This window comes from Mesorhizobium amorphae CCNWGS0123 (assembly GCF_001686985.1).
GTDB lineage: Bacteria > Pseudomonadota > Alphaproteobacteria > Rhizobiales > Rhizobiaceae > Mesorhizobium > Mesorhizobium amorphae.
Map to the genome: position 1 here is coordinate 273149 of NZ_CP015322.1, position 17617 is coordinate 290765.

Here is a 17617-nt window from a genome sequence, read left to right on the forward strand (position 1 = left end):
CGTCCTCAGTGAACCTGCAAGGCGAGGCGACCTTTGCGGCGGCTGAGCATTTGCAGCGACGCCAAATCCCATTTGTATTTCTGCAGGGCTTCAACGCTTCGAATATCCCTGAAAGCTTCAGGAATACGGCGAGGTTCGAGAAGCCAGTCGACGTCGATCGGCTCACGGAGGTGATGGAGGCTCTTGTCTCAGCGCATAAACCTCCGTCACGCTTAGCGAACTAGGCTGGTGGTCGCGCAACGGACACCAGGTCGACGAGTCGCGACTTCTAAAAACGATTCTGTATCTGTGAAATTATGTTGGTTTTTTTACCAAGCCCGCCGGGGGCGGTGTCAAGCATCCCATGCCCATTAACGCCTTGGAGCTTGGAGCTAACTGTGACTAAAAACAATCACATCCTCACCGTCTCTTGCAAATCGACACGTGGCATCGTCGCGGCCATCTCAAGCTATCTCGCGGACAAGGGTTGCAACATTACGGACAGCTCTCAGTTCGACGACCTCTCGACGGGCCACTTTTTCATGCGCGTCGGCTTTCTGTCGGAAACGGACGTTGAGGAGGCCGAGATACGCGAGGGCTTTGCCAAGATCGCGGCGGCATTTGCGATGGAATATGAGTTTAACCGAAGTGACAAAAAAACCAGAATTTTGCTCATGGTCTCTCGCTTCGGCCACATTCTCAACGACCTGCTCTATCGCTGGAAGATCGGCGCGATGCCCATCGAGATCGTGGGCGTCGTGTCTAACCATCTCGATTATCAGAAGGTCACCGTCAACCATGACATACCCTTCCATCACATCAATGTAACGAAGGACAATAAGGCCCTGGCTGAGGCCCGACTGATGGAGGTGGTCGAGCAGTCCGGCGCCGAACTCATCGTTCTCGCCCGCTACATGCAGGTTCTGTCGGACGCCGTGTGCAAAAAGATGTCGGGCAGGATCGTCAACATTCACCACTCGTTCCTGCCGTCTTTCAAGGGGGCTAACCCCTACAAGCAGGCTTTTGAGCGCGGCGTGAAGCTGATAGGGGCGACAGCGCATTACGTGACGGAGGATCTCGACGAAGGCCCGATTATCGAGCAGGACGTTGCCCGGATCACGCATGGGCAATCGGCTGAAGACTACGTGTCGATCGGCCGAGATGTGGAAAGCTAGGTGCTTGCCCGCGCCGTACACGCGCATATACACCACCGCACCTTCAAGAACGGCAACAAGACAATCGTTTTTCCGCCCCAGCCCCGGCTCCTATGCCTCCGAGCGTATGGGTTGATAAGCCGCCGTACCAACCGGAATCGGCTGCCGCTCTCGGCGCCATTGCAGGTGCGGTCGCGACGAACGTGCCCTCACCTACAAACAGTGTGTCGCCGCGTTTGCCAGGACGCCCGTCGAAAGTTAGTTCTATATGACATAATGTCCTTTAGGTCATATAGAAGCTATGCTAGGCTGCGGTATTCATATACCTTCGAACTGGAACGACATTGTCACTTTGGTACTGCTAGGCGCGGCGTGAACACTTGGCAGTCGATCACCGCAGGCCGAGTCAAGCTACGCGCCGCGATTAGGGTGCCGATGATCTCCAATGGCGGCCCTTGGCAAGGCAGCTTGAGGCCCGGGAAAGCATTTCCCCCGTACTTCGATACGCGACCTGGTTGCCATCGCTCGAAACACGCCTACTTGAACTCGTCTGGGCTACCGATCAGCGGGCCGAAACGCGCTTTCGTGGAATCTTCCTGTCGCACCACAGCAACCCGAGCACCCGAAAGTCCTACGCCTAAGCGGTGATCAGTTTAAGAAGTCGGCTGATGTCGGTCATTTAATCCAGATGGTGAAGTCTCTTGTTGTTACGTGGAAGCCGGGGTCGACCCGATCAGAGGCACTATGTCAAACGACTACCCGAGGCCGTCAACGACCTTCGGGCAGTCTCGGTAGCTTTCATCTTGTGTCTTGTGCTCCTGATATTGCTCATGCTTCTCGGTCCGATCGTTGGCTTGATAACGGGGTAAGACCTCAACGGTGTGCCATTCTCATCGTGCACGAGATAGAACCACCTGCGAAGCTGACCGAGCCGGGATCGATAAGGGACTGCACGGCCCCGCCGACCGCCACACCCATTCGTCTCCGCACTTGCCGTTACCTCCGGCCAGGCTAAGGTCGGCGAAGTGCTCTTGTCCATTGAGGCGATCAAGTGCGGCGGCAGCGCGTAGCGCGCAACGATGCGCCATTCCGAGATCCCAAAGGAGCGAGCCATCCGTATGTGGTTTTCCCCCAGGATCTCAAGCATCGACGCGCGCACCAGTCGGGAGATGTAGCCGACCCAGCCAATCCCTATGGCGAAAGCTGGAAGAATGAGATAGGTAAGCCCATCCCAGAATCCATTGCCGGCTCCGACCGCTGGCAACCAGCGCAGAGTTACGGCAAAAATCAGCAGCGCATAGACTGCCATTACGAAGGACGGAATGGCGATGGTGGCGACCGACAGGACGCCGGTTACCTGGTCGATCACGGAGTTACGCCTTATCGCCGAGTAGCAGCCGAGCGGCACGGCTATCACGACTGCCCATAAGATCGACACCAAAATTAATTCGATCGTATATGGCAATTGCTCAAAGACGATTTCGGCAACAGGTCTCTGGCTGAACACATCAAAACCGAGATCGCCATGGAGCAATCCACCGAAGAAGGTAGCGATTTGCGCGACGAACGGCTTGTCCAGCCCCATCTGCTCATGGAGCTGCGCCTTCATTTCGGGAGTCGCCCGCGGGCCGAGCAGAACCGCTGCAGGATCGCCGGGCACTGCTCTGATCATCAGGAACAGTAGCGTCACCGCGATCACAATAATTGTGATCGCGAGGACGAGCCGTTTGAGCAGATAGAGCCACATTTCTTCCGATCACGTCGAGACCGGCTTGAAATCGAGGTAAAGCGGGATGCCGTCCGGACGGGTTGCGGCCTCTTCTATCTTGGTGGTCCGATACATGAGCGGCCAGCTCACATTAGATAGGAAGCGATAGGCGCCGGACTCCTCCATCAGGTCCTGCATCTCGTAATAGATCTTGGCGCGCTCGCCGGGGTCGCTGACCGTGAACCCTTTCTCGCTGAGCTCGTCGAAACGCTGACTGCGGAAGCGCTCCCAATTCCACACGCCAACTTGTTCTTGCTTGGCCCACCACGTCGCGGTGTGCGGGTCCGCCTGCGAGTAGAATTGTTGGACGTAGAGTTGCAAGGCCTTCCATCGCTCGCCCTCAGACTCCATGCCGGTCGTCCAAAACGAGCCGGAATCTTGGAGATTGATCTCAACCGTGATGCCGATTTGCGAGAGCTGCGCCTGGACTGTCTCGGCTATCGTTTTAAAAGTGCTTGTGTTCAGGCAATCGATGCTCAAGGTGAGATCGCTAACACCGGCCTTTTCCAGGAACTCCTTGGCCTTCGCCAGATCCCCTTCCGGCGGGACGAGCGCTTTCTCGCGGTGCCCGATAAGGCCCGGAGCAACGGCGCCAGTGGCAACGACGGCCTGACCACCATAGGCGGCGTCCAGAATCTGCGGCACATTGATCGCCCATTGGATCGCCTTACGGACGTTGATGTCCTTGAGCTTTGGGTGATCCACATTCATGCCGAGCCAATTATAGTAGAGCGAGGGAAAATTCTCGATCTTGGTGTCGGCGGGCGGGGCGACCTTTAAGGTCGCAAGAGAATCTGAACTAATTGTAGTGATGTCAACGTCGCCCGCGCGATAGGCGCGCTCCGCTGCCTTGACGTCATCTATCAGCAGGAGACGGATTTCGTCAAAGCCCGGCTTGGGGCCTGACCACTCAGCATTACGGGTCATGAGCAGAAATTGGCCGGGCTTAAAGTCGGCGATTACATATGGGCCGGAGAATGCGGGCGGCTTCAAGCCGAAGTCACCACCGTCCTTGGTTGCCTTCATCACCGCGTCTTCAGAAACGATATGGCCAACCCCATAGGGGAGCACGACGTTCCAGAGGGGCACGTATGGCGTCTTCAGAACGATCACGCCAGTAAGATCATCCTCTATCTCAACACGGTCGAGCGGGCCCCAATCGCCTTTTACCGGCGAATTATGCTTGATGACGCGCTCGAAAGAGAATTTGACGTCTCTGGCAGTCAGCTCGCCGTGACCGCCAGTGAACTTGATGCCCTTCTTAAGGCGGAAGCGGACATGGGTCGGATCGACCTGCTCGATCTTTTCTGCCGCCTCGAGCTCCCAGCCCCATTCTGAGCCCGGCTTGTAGCGCGTGAGCTTCGAGTAAATGCAGCTCATCACATCCGTGTCGCCTTGGCCGACGTAGAAGCCAGGATCGAGCTTGACGATGTCGCCACTAGAACGCGCCACGAGCACCTTGCCTTCGGCCGCCCAGATGGCTTGCGACAACGGCATGCCGCCTGCGACGACTCCCCCGCCAAGCACAGCGCCGGTCTTGAGAAAGGACCGGCGGCTCATATTGCCTATGGCATGCTTCATGATCTGTTCCCTTTTTTAGTCGATATTCAGTCTCCGGGACGCTTACGTCCATTTCAGCCTGTGTGTTGAAGTCATCATTTGATTTTGAGATGAGACCACGCTGGTTGAAGGCAACTTCCGTCACGGGCTGTTTCACACCTAGGAACGCTAGGGACGCGGCAGCAACAAAACAACGGAACAAAAAGTTATGTGCCGCACGACTAAATGTTATCGGATGATGGTGGCTCTGCAGGCCAGCCGATGTCTCGTTGCGTCCGATGTTGCCTTGGCGCACTCGGCAGCCCACTCCGGCGGGATTGGATTGTGGTCCCGATCTGTCGATCAGCCATTGCGACAGGTCTGGACGTCCTCTCGCTCAATCGCAGTAAATCGCGGTAACCGGAAACACCAAATGATTCGGCCGGTCGGATAGCCTTCGACCTGAAGGATTGCGGTCAAGCCTGCGAGATGAGCTATGAGCCGCCGGTCTTTCGGTCCGGCGAATAGACATAGGCGCCGCCCCCGGCGGGTCGGTCCCCCCATGGTCGATCGGGCATAGGCCCCAAGCTGCCCAGTCTTGGTCTTGCCGCGGCCAGGATCGAGCACCGGCGCGGCGTCTGGTCGGCGAAGCGTTTTGGTGAAGTCTTCAGCGCTGACGGCCTTACTTTCTACCTTGGTTCCAGGAACCGATGACGTTGAACCTCACCAGCCTGCCTCGACCGCCCTCTCTCAGCGAATTTGCAGACCTCTCAGCACACTACCCGCGATACCAGCAAGCGACGCGCCCGAGCGGCGATTTTCCGGTCCCAGTTCACGGTGACGATACACAACCCCTGCACTCCACGACACTCTTACACAGCGGCCATCATTGTTGTGCGGCGCATTGTGCGACACCAATGAGTTTCGGCACGGACTCTCATACCTTGCGGCGGCGTCCCGCGCCTACTTGTCTACACCCAGATTCTGGATGCTGGGGTAACAGATGCCTCAGATTCTGCTTGCCGATAGCGCGTTGTGAGACCGCCATATGGCAGCCGCGCCCACTTCATCAGGGAGCCAAGGCGGGCAGGCTGCGGGCAGGCTGATGAACGAATCTCGCTCGCCAACTTGCGCCAAAGATCCCCAACCACCCATCACACATTTCGCAAGCTTGGTCGACCAGACGCGCAGGCTGTTCGTTGGTAGATATTCTCGATCTCACGAACATTGCGCCGCGTCTCGCTATCGCTCACGTTATGCCATTCACGATCCGGGTATCAAACAAGCATGCGCGGGATAGTACGATTCCAAGTCTTGGCGAAGACTTCTTTGTCGTGCTCGAAGGCCTTTATCTGACCAACAACTAAAAAATTGTCTGTGGTCAAGCTGAATCGCAGACGGCTCTCGATGCGGACATCCCAGTCGCTGCGATTATACGTCGTAATGAACTGGGTCTCGACCTTGGCGCTGGTCGGATCGTGTTCAAATATTTCCGTTACCTCGTTGGCAGTCGACCACAATTCTGTGCCGATCGCATCAATCCTATATCGATCGCCGGGCACGGCGGTGCGTATCGTAAGTTTGCCCGTTGCGACATCCCATTCAGAGATTGTGGTCGGCGCTGGGGCTTTCTGTAGCACCGTTCGTCCGGAGGTGGGTTCGGGCATGAAGGGGTCGAAGGGCTTCAACTCCTTATCCTCGGCCCGCGGCGGTCGTACGGGCAGCTCGAGCTCGGACCCACCGGCATAAACTGTAAGGACCACCGGCTCCGGCGATGGCCAATAAGCCGGCCAATATGAGGTCGACACGGCAACACGAATGCGCCTGCCCGATTTGAAAACATGGGCACAATCCCTCAGTGCCAAGCGGATGCGATAGCGCTTGCCGGGCTCCAGCGGCTCAGGAAACTCATGACTGTCCCGGTGGGTCAGATTCAGCACATCGTAAGAGATCCGCTTTGATTGACCGTCGGGCTCGACTTCATTGAGTCGAACGGCCAAGAGCGCAACCGGCATGTCGGACGCTAGATCGAGAGTGACCACCGGCGCGCCGAGTATCTCGAAATCGCCCTCGAGCGGCTCGGAATCGAATGTCAGCGAGCGAGCGTCGTCAATGCGCTGATCGGTCGGCAGCTCCGTGTCGATGTCCATCGCGTGCCAACTCGGCGCCGTTATTCCCACTGTCTGCAAAGGCTTCAGAACATGTGCCGTTTCGGTGCCGGCATTGTTCTCCAGTCCGTCCTTGGTGAGATAGAGTTTGCGCGGCCTGATGCGCGGGGACGGCCAGATCTCCTCAGCCACCCACCGACCGGGACTCTGGTGTATGCCGCGCATTGCCGGCTCCTGTTGCATCCATACCCGGTACATCGGCTCGGCCATGGTGCCCGTATCGACGTCCTTGAGCCAGTAATCCCACCAACGCAGCGCCTCGGGGAGCCAGTCTATCGCCGGCTCCGGATCGCCACTGTTCGGATATTGGTGCCCCCAGGGGCCGACCAGGCCTTTACGTGGGCATTTCAGGTTGGCCAGCATGCGCGGGATCGTGCGCTGATAAGGATCTGCCCAACCCCCCACGGCATAGACGGGGCATTGAATGGCACCATAGTCCTCATTGACTGACGCGCGCTTCCAGAATGCGTCGCGGTGCTGGTGGGTAAGCCAGTTCACGGGGTAGTAGTCCACGTTCTGGAGACGCTCCATCCACATGTCGCGCCAGCGGTCCCCAACAATGGCTGGATCGGGAGGACGGCAACAATAAGCGGGATAAACAACACCCCACTCAAAGAAATTACAATCGTGGATTAAGCCACCGTTGAAGGGCTCTTCGGAATAGCGGTCCTCAGTCGAGCAAACCGTGATGATCGCCTTGAGCTCGGGCGGACGTCGTGCAGCCACCTGCAGTGCGCTGTAACCGCCCCAGGAGATCCCGAACATGCCGACCTTGCCGGTACACCAAGGCTGCCTGGCGAGCCAGGCGATGATCTCGACGCCGTCGTCCTGCTCCAGTTCAACATACTCGTCCTGCGGCAGTCCCTCGGAATCCCCCGATCCGCGAATGTCCGGCCGCACACAGGCATATCCGTAAGAAGCCAAGTAGGGGTGCATGGCGTCATCACGAAGACGCGTGTTGTCGCGCTTGCGGTAAGGGATGTACTCCATCAGCACTGGCACCGGATTGCTCTCGGCATCGTCCGGCAGCCACAAGCGCGCCGCAATCTTGGTGCCGTCGGACATCGGAATCCAGATGTTTTCGATTTCACGCACTTTGCGCGGACCCCTTCGCACCACGGCCTGTGATGTCTCGGGCTCGTCCGGCGTGGCCGCAAATGCCTTGGCACTGACGCTGGTGAGAAGTGCCGCGTGATCGTCGCTGGACGGCGCGGCGAGCGCTCCTGTGTTCATGAGGGGCAACTTCGTCATTCGCATCTCCCTTCCGGTCCGGTTCTCGTCGCAGTCGCTGCCCTTGGGTTAAGCCACTGACCTTTTTGATACGAGAGCGATGCCCTGCAGCGCGCTGAAAATCCGACATCGAGAGGGCACCTCGCTAGCCAGAAAAGCGTGAAGTACGAAAAGCGCGCTATTGCTTGTGCATCCGCCACCTTTGAGCTCGGTAGATCAGGAAGCTCGGCCGCCCACGTGCGGCTCATTCTGCCATCCTATGTGACGCTCTACGTGCGCCCTGGAGCGAAGAATGCGTCTCCCTAGAGTTTTCGACTGAGGCGTTTGGGGACTTCGCAAACCGAGTGTTCATCTCTGCAACTGCACCTTTGATGACGACTTTCCCCGAAGTTTGCCTCTCATCGGTCCGGGAACGCTAGCGGCGGGGGCGGCTACAGCACAACGGTATAAAAAGTCATGTGCCGCAGGAATAAATGTTATCAGGCGCATGTCAGGCCTTGATGCCACCTGGTGTCGCGCGCTGTGTGGAGCTGGTGTCGCCCTGCTGTCTTCCCCCAGCCGACGTTGGCCGGAGGGGGTTGAGATCTGCGACCTGTGTCATCACCCAATTGCGGAATTCGTCCCACTCAAGTGCAGTATCCGGAATGACCAAATGATGTTTTCTACCAAGTAGGTAGCTCTCGCTCAGAGGCCTCATCAAGGTGCCTTCATTGAGGACATCACTTACCAAATGACGCCAGCCCAGCCCGATGCCATTGCCTCTGATCACAGACTGCCTTGTTGGATGAAGTCGAAAGGGATCCCGAACTTGTCCAAGCCCGTGCACCAGTCGAAGGGAGACTAGGGGTAGCCGGACCAAATGCTGATCGTCCATAACCAGGAGGACTCGCTTACCAGATCCTCCGGCGTGAGAATACGCGGGAATGTGTCTGATATGATTACTGCAACCTGAAAGACTTCCGCGCCGGAGAACTCGTTGGCGGTGAACCTAGGACGCGCCAGACACCCCATGACCCCGGACATATCAAACCCGTCCGTCGCTGGCGCCGGGCTGCGTTCGAGGAGACCAAGGCAGGTCTACTTCGGGGTTGTTCGCGACGAAATCGCCAATCCGATGGCTCATAAACGGCGTTGCAAACGACATCGGCATGCCGACGGTCGACCGTCGGCTTTCTGCCTATCTTCACATGTCAAAAGCCGCTGCAATATGCGCCAGCTAAGGGTCGCAGCTTCAAACAACTCCTCGCCAGCGGGTGACAATGATACCTTCTGGTTTCCGCGATCAAAGAGCTGGATGTCTAGGTGGTCCTCCAGCGTCAGGATATGGCGGGCTCACCGCCTGCCTGAGTGACCGAAAGCTCTTGGCAGCCTTGGTAAGACTCAAATGCCCGTGCGGCAGCTTCAAATGCGCGTAGCGCACTCAACGATGCCCTCGATAATCCTTCGACATGAGTAATTGTTATCCCGGCCCTGATAAAAAGTAAATTGCATCCCGCGCCGTTACCTATAAGGATCGCGAAGTTCAATATCAAATGACCAGGCTGCGAGCCACGCAATAGCCAAGCAATAAATGTTCCCCGAACATTGCCGTGGTTCGCTAGGAAACGAATTCGAGGTGCAACTTAGAGCCTCCGAACCGTGTGCATGGTGACGTCCACGCCGTTTGCGAGCGGGGAAAAGATCGATGAGGCCGCCCGATACAAGGATCACGTCGATGACCTGATCAACAATATGGCTCTTCAACTATTCTGGACTACGGCGGACCCTGGTTCCGCCTGGCCGGCGCTATCAAATACCTCCCGAGCAGCGCCGGTCTCCTCTTGCGGTGACGAGATCGTGAGCCGGGCGTGCAACGGTCCCATTCGTCGAATGGCATCGACGTCGGCTCGCCTTGCTGTATGTGCATACTCCTATGGTGCGAACTCTGCCGGGGAACGATTGCTCGCTGGATCTCCGTGAACAGATCGCGCGTTTTGTTTACTGCGGTCATTCGCGGCAATCGGCGGCGGCTCATTTTGGCGTCTCTGGTGAGAAGCGGTTGTCGTCGTTTTGCGCAAATGGCAGCCTTGGGCGAGCCCGAGGGCGGTTGCCGCTACTCGAGGCTTGCGGTACGAACCCAGGGGCAATCGTTCAACAGCGCGGCGATGAAGTGTTAACGGAGCGAACCATGACGCCATGATGAGTTCCGGACAGGCGGGCCACATTGAACAATATGGCCTCGAGAACACAGCTCACGGACTGAGTAAGACGACGGGATCCTCCACCAGCCTCTCGCAGGACCCAGCGCGACACTCTCGCCTCCCATAGGCTCCCATCAGCAAACGTGCCGGTCATCCGCGTCATGCCGTTCCACCAGTGAAAAGGCTCACGTTTTTCCGGAGCAGCCGCTGTAAAGAAGGTGGCTCGCGACGTAGAAGGCAATTCTGTCCACAAAAGCGGCCAGCCGAGCGTCAGCGCATGGCTGGTCCTCTAGCGCTTCAAAGCGATCATTGTCGTATCGCACCCAGAAAACGGCTGCCTAATCCATGCTCAATGCGTGCACTGGCAACGCAGACGGCATCGTCAAGCGCATCCTTTGGAGGAGTCGAATGCCGATCACGAAGATCCTCGTCGCCAACCGATCCGAAATCGCCATCCGCGTGTTCCGCGCGGCCAATGAGCTTGGCCTCAAAACCGTGGCGATATGGGCCGAGGAGGACAAATATTCGCTGCACCGCTTCAAAGCCGACGAAAGCTACCAGGTCGGGCGCGGGCCGCATCTCAGCAAGGACATGGGGCCGATCGAAAGCTATCTGTCGATCGAAGAGGTGCTCCGCGTCGCCAGGCTGTCGGGCGCCGACGCCATCCACCCGGGTTACGGGCTGTTGTCGGAAAGCCCTGAGTTCGCCGAAGCTTGCGCCGAGGCCGGCATCACCTTCATCGGCCCCAAGCCGGAGACCATGCGACGGCTCGGCAACAAGGTCGCGGCGCGCAATCTGGCGATCGAGGTCGGCGTGCCTGTCGTGCCCGCCACCGAGCCGCTGCCGGACGACATGGAGGCGGTCAAGGGGCTCGCCAAGACCATCGGCTACCCGGTGATGCTGAAGGCATCGTGGGGTGGCGGCGGCCGCGGCATGCGGGCCATCCGCTCCGAGGCCGATCTGGCCCGCGAGGTCATGGAAGGCAAGCGCGAGGCCAAGGCCGCCTTCGGCAAGGACGAGGTCTATCTCGAAAAGCTGATCGAGCGCGCCCGCCATGTCGAGGTGCAGGTGCTGGGCGACACGCATCGCAACGCCGTGCATCTGTTCGAGCGCGACTGTTCGATCCAGCGCCGCAACCAGAAGGTCGTCGAGCGGGCGCCGGCACCCTATCTGAGCGAGGCGCTGCGCCAGGAGCTGTGCGGCTATGCGCTGAAGATCGCGCGCGAGACCGCCTATATCGGTGCCGGAACGGTCGAGTTCCTGCAGGACGCCGACACCGGCAAATTCTACTTCATCGAGGTCAACCCGCGCATCCAGGTCGAGCATACCGTCACCGAGCAGGTGACCGGCATCGACATCGTCAAGGCGCAGATCCACATCCTCGACGGCTTTGCCATCGGCACGGCGGAATCGGGCGTGCCGGCGCAGAAGGACATAAGGCTGAACGGCCACGCGCTGCAGTGCCGCATCACCACGGAAGACCCCGAGCACAATTTCATCCCGGACTATGGCCGCATCACCGCCTATCGCGGCGCCACCGGCTTCGGCATCCGCCTCGACGGCGGTACCGCCTATTCGGGCGCGGTCATCACCCGCTTCTACGATCCGCTGCTGGAGAAGGTGACAGCGTGGGCGCCGACGCCGGCCGAGACGATCGCCCGCATGAACCGGGCGCTGCGCGAATTCCGCATTCGCGGCGTGGCGACCAATCTCACCTTCCTCGAAGCGATCATCAATCACCCGAGCTTCGCCGACAATTCCTACACGACCAAATTCATCGACACGACACCGGAACTGTTCCAGCAGGTCAAGCGGCAGGACCGCGCGACCAAGCTGCTCAATTATCTGGCCGATGTCAGCGTCAACGGACATCCCGAGACACGCGGCCGCCCCATGCCCAAGGCCGATGCGGCGGCACCGGTGGTGCCCTATCTCAACGGCAAGATCCCTGGCGGCAGCAAGCAGAAACTCGATGCGCTCGGCCCGGAGAAATTTGCGGCCTGGATGCGTGCGCAGAAAGAGGTTCTGGTCACCGACACGACGATGCGGGATGGGCACCAGTCTCTGCTCGCCACGCGCATGCGCACGCATGACATCGCCGGTATTGCCGGCACCTATGCGCGGGCGCTACCGCAATTGCTGTCGCTCGAATGCTGGGGCGGCGCGACCTTCGACGTCGCCATGCGCTTCCTCACCGAGGATCCATGGGAGCGGCTGTCGCTGGTGCGCGAGGCGGCGCCCAATCTGTTGCTGCAGATGCTGCTGCGCGGCGCCAACGGCGTCGGCTACACCAATTATCCCGACAATGTCGTGCAGCATTTCGTCAAGCAGGCGGCAAGCGGCGGCGTCGACCTGTTCCGCGTCTTCGACTGCCTGAACTGGGTGGAGAACATGCGCGTCGCCATGGACGCGGTCGGCGCCGAGGGCAAGCTGATCGAAGCCGCGATGTGCTACACCGGCGACATACTCGATCCGGCGCGGGCCAAATACGACCTCAAATATTATGTCGGACTGGCGAAGGAATTGCAGGCCGCCGGCGCCCATATCATCGCGGTCAAGGACATGGCCGGGCTGCTGAAGCCGAGTGCCGCGCGCGTGCTGTTCAAGGCGCTGCGCGAGGAAACCGACCTGCCGATCCATTTCCACACGCATGACACTTCAGGCCTGTCGGCGGCGACGGTGCTGGCGGCGGTGGAAAGCGGCGTCGACGCCATCGACGCAGCGATGGACTCTTTCTCGGGCAACACCTCGCAGCCTTGCCTCGGTTCGATCGTCGAGGCGCTGAAGGGCACCGAGCGCGACCCCGGTCTCGACCCGCAATGGATCCGCAACATCTCGTTCTACTGGGAAGCGGTGCGCAACCAGTATGCCGCCTTCGAGAGCGACCTCAAGGGACCGGCTTCGGAAGTTTACCTGCACGAGATGCCGGGCGGACAGTTCACCAACCTCAAGGAGCAGGCGCGCTCGCTGGGGCTCGAAACACGCTGGCACGAGGTGGCGCAGACCTATCACGACGTCAACCTGATGTTCGGCGACATCGTCAAGGTGACGCCGTCGTCCAAGGTCGTCGGCGACATGGCATTGATGATGGTCAGCCAGGACCTGACGGTTGCCGATGTCGAAAATCCGGCCAGGGATATCGCCTTTCCGGATTCGGTCGTCTCGATGCTGCGCGGCGATCTCGGCCAGTCGCCCGGCGGTTGGCCGCCAGCGCTGCAGAAGAAGGCGCTGAAGGGCGACAGACCGATCACGGTGCGGCCGGGTTCGCTGCTCAAGCCGGCCGATCTCAAGGCCAGCCGCAAGGAGGTCGAGGAGAAGCTCGAGCGCAAGCTCTCGGAATTCGAATTCGCCTCGTGGCTGATGTATCCGAAGGTGTTTTCCGACTTCGCCGGCGCGCAGGAGACCTACGGCCCGGTCAGTGTCCTGCCGACGCCGACCTATTTCTACGGCATGAAGCCGGAAGACGAGATTTTTGTCGACATCGAGAAGGGCAAGACGCTGGTGGTGCGCTGCCTTGCCATCGGTGATGTCGATGAGAAGGGCATGGTTACCGTGTTCTTCGAGCTCAACGGCCAGCCGCGCCGCGTGAAGGTGCCGGACAGGGCGCATGGCGCCTCGGCGGCCAAGGCACGGCGCAAGGCCGAGCCCGGCAACGAGGCGCATGTCGGCGCGCCGATGCCGGGCGTGGTCTCCGCGCTTGCGGTTGCCGCCGGCCAGGCGGTCAAGGCTGGTGACGTGCTGCTCTCCATCGAAGCCATGAAGATGGAGACGGCGCTGCACGCCGAACGCGACGGCACGATCGTCGAAGTGCTGGTCAAGGCCGGCGACCAGATCGATGCGAAGGATCTGCTCGTTGTTGTGGAGGCTGCATGCCCATGACTTTGAAAGCTCTCGGACTACCGGCATACCCGATTGACGGCGATCACCCGACAAACGCCGGGTTGAAACTCCAGTCGGGCTACGCCCTCCCTGCGTTCCAACCCGCCAGCATTCTCATTTTGCTTGATTGACGCAACGCTCGCAGCTTCCCTGTCGCGCCGCATTTCGCCGTACATGCACGACGCCGGGCCTCTTCGCCGGCAGATAGCGCTTTGAGTGTTTGAGCTCCGCCTGCCCGCGCACCGAAGACTGATGCTGCTCTGCGAGCAGCAAGCCCCGGTCGCAAGGACCGAGGGTGATGCCAGGGTAGTTCGGGTCGATCTCCGTCCGCCGCAGCCGAGGCACGCGGCGGCAAGGCATGCGGGAATTCGCGCTGACCAAACGGAGGTTTGCCCCGCGCAATTCGCTATGACTCAATGCGGCACGTCCGACTCCGATCTTTGCTAAGAACTCGGGATTGAGCGCGTCATCCTAAACCGATGTCGGCCCCAAGGGTGAACTTACAGCATGCGGAAGCGCGGGTGGTTAGCATGCTTGGAAGTACTGACCCATTGCCCAGCCGTGAATTTCGGGGAAGGTAAAAAACGTATGCAGCACGAAGTCCCCTCATCCATCCGTTCCAACGACGTTTGCCCCGCTTTGGAACCCGGTGTTTCGTTCGATCTGGATATGCACACAGGAATCGAGCTTGGATGGCTCGTGCAAACAGTTGCCATCAGTTGGCTCATGGTCACCATTTCAAGGTCCGATCTGATGGTTGCACTTGTGCAGGTCGCATCCACATTACCGGTGTTCTTCCTCTCAATCCTTGCCGGAGCCATCGGCGACAATTTCAGCCGCCGACGGGTGATGTTTGCGGGGCATTGCTTGATAGCATTGGCATCAACGACGCTGATGATTTCTGTGGGTCTTGGATTTGTCAGTCCCTGGCTAATTCTCGGATTGGGTTCCTGGCCGGCTGCGTTTTGCCTTGAATGATCCGGCCTGGCACGCTTCCGTTGGCGATATCGTCGATAAGCGCGACATTCCGGCTACGGTGACGCTTATGGCTGTCGGATACGCCATTGTGCGCAGTGTTGGTCCGGCTCTGGGTGGCGTAATCCTGGCCTTCTTTGGGCCGCTGGCCGCTTTCGCCTTGGCCGCCCTGCAAGATCTGGCGCCTCTAAGGGCGTCGTCCGGGAATAATTACGTCGAAACGGGAAGGTACGGTTCGATGGTGTAGTTCGATTTGCCGTGAAAATCATTGGCGCTTGAGATTGACGGCTTGGAGTTCGGCTTCCGAGATTTTGACGCCAGCCGGATAGATGTTGGTATCGAGTTGACTGCGCACCTTCAATCCCGCGTCAATGGTCGTGGCACCGATCAGTTCGATGATGGCCTAGTGACTGACCAGCGGCTTGCCACGCCAGTTGGCGGTGATGAACGAGAACAGGCGATGCTCGATTCTGTTCCACTTGCTGGTGCCGGGCGGTAGATGGCAGACGTTGATCGGCATGCGCAGTTCGTCGGCGAGCCTCTGGAGTTCCAGTTTCCACAACCGCACGCGCGAATGGAGCCGCCACCGTCGGCGGTGATCACAAGCCGCGTGGCGCAAAGGGGGCAGTTCCGGATGGCGTTTGACAGGGTGCACGACTTCACCATCCCGGAGTTGGGACGCGCGGTGCCTTACGGCGTCTACGACATCGCCGACAATACCGGCTGGGTGAGCGTCGGCATCGATCTCGACACGGCGCCTTCGCGATCAACGCCATCCGCAACTGGTGGACGCAGATGGGCCGCGAGCGTTTCCCGCATTTGTCCGCTGCCGGAAGGCGGCAAACCGCTCACAGAACCAGGTGAATCCATAGCAGTCGGGATGGCTGGCGCGGTATTCCTGCCATAGAAGCGTCAGCGTCACGCCTTCCGCTTCAGCTCCCGGGCAACCAGGGGCAGTCCGGTTCACTCAGATCCTGTGGTGGACCGGCGCGGCCGAATAGAAGCCGCTCCAGCTTTGCATCGTCATCACACCCGCTTGGCTGGGGCCAGGAAAGCCCGGCTTCCCGGGCCCCCAGCAAATAAGTCGATACCGAGCTCTTGCCGATCGTAAGCCGCTCGGCAATCTCGCGCACCGAAAGACCCAGTCCATGGGTCAGGCGCAGGATCGTCCGGATATCCCTCACTGTCGTTCGTCTTGCTTGCTTCCGTCGGCATCGACCCCTCTCAACGTTGTCGTGAGAGGCCTACCCGCAAAGACGGCGCAGCCGCGAACCTATCGTCACACCGCCGCCGGAAACTGTCCGGGATTTAGCGGAATCGCTGTCCGGGAATTACTGAAAACCCTGTCCTGGACATTACCGGAAAGCCTGTCCGGACTTTTCCGAAACCCGCACCAAGTGACGAACGATCGTCTCAAGACGTCCGGTCCTTCGCGATAGCGGAGCCAGATTATCGTCCCCAAACTGCTCGGCAAAAAATGCGGCGGCGGCAAAGAACGGCGTCGCACCAGAAACGGCGAACCGTCACCCGCAGGAAAACCCGCCGACCGGCGATCGGCAAATCGGCGGCTTGCCGCAGATATCGGCTCTGGGTCCGGAGTGAACTGGCCCCGCAGCACGGGCATGTTGCCGAAAGCGCCGTAGCGCGCACGTCAAGAAATACGCAATCCGTGTCGATCTCCGCATGCTCGACGACGAAGCCCGCCGGCGTCAGTTTCGACGACCCAGATCTCCGTTCCATCGCGCTGATTCCCGTTCGGAAAAATCGCGACTTCAGCCTTCACATGCAGCGAGATTGAGTCTGCCCCCCGTTTGGATGAAAACGACCCCTCAAGCAGGATCCCTATTCCATGAAAAATCACACCGAACCGGCATGCGGTCTTTCGTTGCGCACCCGGCTCTCCACAAGACATGGTAAAGTCAGGCATATCCAAATCCATGCGAGACGGAAGCGGCAGAGGGGGGTCTAGGCGAGCATGTTTGCTCGGCCCATCCCTCGCGCCAGAGCCGTCTCGTCGGCCCGCGACTACTGGGCTGATAGGCCGCCCTGTCACGCGACCGCACTTTGGGGCGTTTCATCCGTCGCACTATACCATGACATCGCACAATTTGGAGCCGTTACCGGTTGAATCCGAGGCTTCCGACGCTCACTTCGTATCTCGCCATAGACATTGTGGTAGCCCGGCCTGCGGTCGATGATCCGCACCCGCTACAGTTCAGACCGATCTGCTGATGACACCCAACCGGCGACGCCCGGTCGAGCTTTTCGGCACCCTTCCGCCCGCTGCTCCTGTGGGAGGGCGGCATTGCAGCCGCCGGTCGAAAATCAGCAGCTTGAGAGGTGGTTATTCCATGTTCACCTGCCGCGCCATCACGGCGCACCGTCGAGACCGATATACTGCTTTATGGCAATCCTCCGTTCGTTGCCTGGGCCCGATGTAAGTTGCTCCAGGTCGCGGATCGCGGGGCCGACCCGTCCATGCCACAGACGCCACTTCACGGCTCTGATGTCTCTGTCGATGATTGGAATCGCTTCAAAGGGGCCCGATCGGGATCGTACGATGTGATCGGCGATGTGCTGCATGGGCTGGATCCTCATGGCAATATGAAACCAGTCGATGATGTGGGTCGTTGGTTTTCGGCATGACGCAGGGCAGCCGCTTTAGGATTTCGGCCCCGTCCGAGATCACCGTCACATCCCCAAAGCCGCGATATCCGACTTCCTGGAGAGAGTGAAGAGCACGAT

7 protein-coding genes and 5 pseudogenes are annotated in these 17617 nt (G+C 59.4%); 4 read left to right on the forward strand and 8 right to left on the reverse strand.

The genetic code is table 11. From position 1 onward, the window contains the following. Positions 1-377 precede the first annotated feature (377 nt). Positions 378-1154 (forward strand): formyltetrahydrofolate deformylase, encoded by a 777-nt coding sequence (gene purU / locus A6B35_RS31245; RefSeq protein ID WP_006199537.1) that lies wholly within the window; start codon positions 378-380, stop codon positions 1152-1154. 721 nt (positions 1155-1875) lie between these two features. On the opposite strand, the gene A6B35_RS35905 is transcribed toward purU, so the two are convergent. The 4 genes and pseudogenes from A6B35_RS35905 to A6B35_RS31260 form a co-directional block, all read right to left on the reverse strand. Then, complete coding sequence (locus A6B35_RS35905) at positions 1876-2880, reverse strand: ABC transporter permease (RefSeq protein WP_083209860.1); 1005 nt, start codon at positions 2878-2880, stop codon at positions 1876-1878. A 9-nt stretch (positions 2881-2889) separates the two neighbouring features. Then, on the reverse strand, positions 2890-4482 hold the full coding sequence (locus A6B35_RS31255) for an ABC transporter substrate-binding protein (RefSeq protein WP_006199498.1): 1593 nt from the start codon (positions 4480-4482) through the stop codon (positions 2890-2892). 408 nt (positions 4483-4890) lie between these two features. Continuing rightward, positions 4891-5117, reverse strand: a pseudogene (locus A6B35_RS36870) (IS66 family transposase); the annotation flags it as partial. A 600-nt stretch (positions 5118-5717) separates the two neighbouring features. Further along, complete coding sequence (locus A6B35_RS31260) at positions 5718-7859, reverse strand: CocE/NonD family hydrolase (RefSeq protein ID WP_006206983.1); 2142 nt, start codon at positions 7857-7859, stop codon at positions 5718-5720. A gap of 2567 nt (positions 7860-10426) precedes the next feature. Here A6B35_RS31260 and pyc point away from each other — a divergent pair. Further along, complete coding sequence (gene pyc, locus A6B35_RS31270) at positions 10427-13897, forward strand: pyruvate carboxylase (protein ID WP_006206980.1); 3471 nt, start codon at positions 10427-10429, stop codon at positions 13895-13897. A 565-nt stretch (positions 13898-14462) separates the two neighbouring features. Continuing rightward, a pseudogene (locus A6B35_RS31275) lies at positions 14463-15068 on the forward strand (MFS transporter); the annotation flags it as partial. A 14-nt stretch (positions 15069-15082) separates the two neighbouring features. Here A6B35_RS31275 and A6B35_RS36875 read toward each other — a convergent pair. Then, positions 15083-15487, reverse strand: a pseudogene (locus A6B35_RS36875) (ISAzo13-like element transposase-related protein); the annotation flags it as partial. 31 nt (positions 15488-15518) lie between these two features. Here A6B35_RS36875 and A6B35_RS34965 point away from each other — a divergent pair. Then, positions 15519-15691 (forward strand): annotated as a pseudogene (locus tag A6B35_RS34965) (ISAzo13-like element transposase-related protein); the annotation flags it as partial. Here the strand turns inward: A6B35_RS34965 and A6B35_RS34970 are convergent. From A6B35_RS34970 to A6B35_RS31290, 3 genes and pseudogenes are all read right to left on the reverse strand, one after another. After that, positions 15690-16056, reverse strand: a pseudogene (locus A6B35_RS34970) (IS21 family transposase); the annotation flags it as partial. The pseudogenes A6B35_RS34965 and A6B35_RS34970 overlap by 2 nt on opposite strands. 265 nt (positions 16057-16321) lie before the next feature. Then, entirely contained in the window at positions 16322-16612 is a 291-nt protein-coding gene (locus tag A6B35_RS34975; protein WP_081482344.1) for a transposase family protein, read from the reverse strand. 630 nt (positions 16613-17242) lie between these two features. Beyond that, positions 17243-17455, reverse strand: a complete 213-nt coding sequence (locus A6B35_RS31290; RefSeq protein ID WP_006206975.1) for a hypothetical protein — start codon at positions 17453-17455, stop codon at positions 17243-17245. Between the last annotated feature and the right edge of the window lie 162 nt (positions 17456-17617).